This is a genomic window from Tepidiforma sp. (genome assembly GCF_026419595.1).
Taxonomy (GTDB): Bacteria; Chloroflexota; Dehalococcoidia; order Tepidiformales; family Tepidiformaceae; genus Tepidiforma.
In genome coordinates this window covers 1-2,056 of record NZ_JANZZD010000060.1, presented here as the reverse complement: position 1 = coordinate 2,056, position 2,056 = coordinate 1, and the positions used below count along the sequence as shown (strand labels likewise).

Below are 2,056 nucleotides of genomic sequence, written 5' to 3'. Positions count from 1 at the left end.
GGCCAGCCCGTCATCCCCCACGTCCGCCTCGGCCGCCGCGTCCTCATCCGCCGCGAGTGGGTCGAGCAGATCCTCACCGGAACCACGCAGCCCCCGGGCGGCCACCCGGGGGCTGCTGAATAGGAGGTACGAAGAGATGGTAGCACGCCAGCCACGATTTCTTCAGCACGCCGGAGGCCGTCGATGAACGTGCTGTGCGATGGGACGGTCATCGCCGCCGGCCGGCACTGGGGCCCGCTCCTTCCCGAGTTGGACCGGCTGCTCACTGCAGCGGCACCGGGATTTGCGGCAGCCGCGGCCGACTGCACGTCCGTCTGCTGCCTGGCGCAGCCGGGCCAGCAGTGCTCCGGGGTGTTGTTCGCGGAGCTCCCGGACGCTGCCGGGTGGGAGCAGGCGGCAGAACTGGCGGCTGCGCTGCTCGAGCGGAGTCCTGCACATCGGGCAGTCGTCGTCGCCCAGCCCGGACGGCTTCGCGCCGGGCTATGGCCGGAGCAGGCCCAGGGCGATAGAGCAGGCGGACAGGATGAGCGCGACGACGGAGAGCAGCCGCGCGAGCCGGTCGCTCCTGACGGCATGGCCGAATCTCAGGCGCTCGGCAGGCGGGAGGCCGGGAAGATAGGTAAGCGCGGCGCGGCATCGGCGGCGCCGGGTGAGAACCGCGCGCACATCTTCTTGCTCCGGGGCCGAGCAGTCGACGCCCCGATCGCCGGAGACGAACAGGTAGACGCGGTTGATGGGGCCTTCGTAGCCGGTGCGCCGGCGCCATGCCAGGACGACTTCGGCTGCAAGGTCGGCCCGGTTGGCGGCGCAGACCGGTTCGTCAGGGATGCCGTACGAGCACCAGTACGACCGGCGGTAGTCTTCGCGGGCTTCGAGGAGCGCACCGTCAGCTGCTCCCCTGAGCCCGAGGAGTCCGCAATCGGCACAGCGGGCCACGCCTCGGATTCTACCCGGTGCCGGGCGGGGGTGGGGCGATGACCCGCCGCGGCCGGCCCATCACCGAGGCCGGCCTCCTCGAGGAGGCGCGGGTCCAGGCGCTCGCCCTGCGGCAGGAGCTCGCCGCCCACGACCAGTGGGAGGCCGCCGCCCTCGAGGTGGCCGAGCTCCTTCTCGCCGAAGGCCGGCTGCTGGAGGCGCGCCGCATCATCCGCCGGATCCGCCTCCGCGACCGCTGGGAGAACGCCCGGCACGCGGAGATCGACGACGTCTGGCAGGAGGTGGGAGCGTGAGCGCGGCCAGTATCCTCGTCCGCCATCAGCACCTACAGGAGGTGAATGATGTTCGACCTTCCGGAGCAGGCGGCCGCCCCTGCCCCATCGCCGCACCCGGAGACCGTGGCGCTGATGTACGAGGCGCTCATGCGGCGCATCTCCGACCAGTCGGCAGACTGGAATCAGCTGGACGCGAAGGCCTACCAGGCGCTGGCAGCTGGCGGCGTCACGCTCGGGGTCGCATCGCTTGGTGTGGCGGGATGGGCGCCGTGGCTGGTTCTGGCGGCGTTCGCCTTCATCTGCACGGCGGCAGCAAGCATCGCGGCGGCCTGGCCGCAGACGTTCACGAGCCCGTTCGACGCCCGGCGGCTGTTCGACGAGCACTGGACGGAGGCGCCGGCGGACCTGCGCTACGCGATGGTGTACACCGCCTCGCGCGAGGCGGCGCCGGCGAACTCCCTACGGCTACGGCGGAAGTCGCTGCTTGTCACTGCGGCCTTCGCCGGCTTCTCTGCCGAGGCGCTGTTCATCGCTCTCTGGGCGGTGTCGGCGCTGTAGGCCTCGGGGGAATCCCGGCGCCCTTCTTCAGCGGCTCCGGCGCCACCGGGATCCTTGGCGGCGGGGGAGGCGGAGGCGACGGCTGCTTCTCCTCCATCGGACTGCACCTCGCGGAAATCGCCGACATCCTACCCGGTGCCGCCCTCGCCACCCTCGCCGTCCAGATCACGCTCATCGGCGCCGCCCTCCTCATCGGCGCCGCCACCATCCGCGACCTCCTCCGGGAGGTGCGCCGGTGAGCCGCAGCGCCGCCATCGTCCGCGCCCGCTACCGCGCGCTCGACCCGT

Annotated in this window: 3 protein-coding genes; 2 read left to right on the top strand and 1 reads right to left on the bottom strand. The window is 72.0% G+C overall.

Annotated features, from left to right (window positions below; translation table 11 throughout):
- Positions 1 to 480: 480 nt before the first annotated feature.
- Positions 481 to 936: a hypothetical protein gene (locus tag N2041_RS14250; protein WP_297679243.1), complete on the bottom strand. Its 456-nt coding sequence runs from the start codon at positions 934 to 936 to the stop codon at positions 481 to 483.
- Between the two features lie 38 nt (positions 937 to 974).
- Here N2041_RS14250 and N2041_RS14245 point away from each other — a divergent pair, with 38 nt between their 5' ends.
- Both N2041_RS14245 and N2041_RS14240 read left to right on the top strand, forming a co-directional pair.
- A complete protein-coding gene (locus N2041_RS14245) occupies positions 975 to 1,229 on the top strand; it encodes a hypothetical protein (protein WP_297679242.1) in 255 nt (84 codons plus the stop codon).
- 45 nt (positions 1,230 to 1,274) lie between these two features.
- Complete coding sequence (locus N2041_RS14240; protein ID WP_297679241.1) at positions 1,275 to 1,769, top strand: hypothetical protein; 495 nt, start codon at positions 1,275 to 1,277, stop codon at positions 1,767 to 1,769.
- Positions 1,770 to 2,056: the final 287 nt, after the last annotated feature.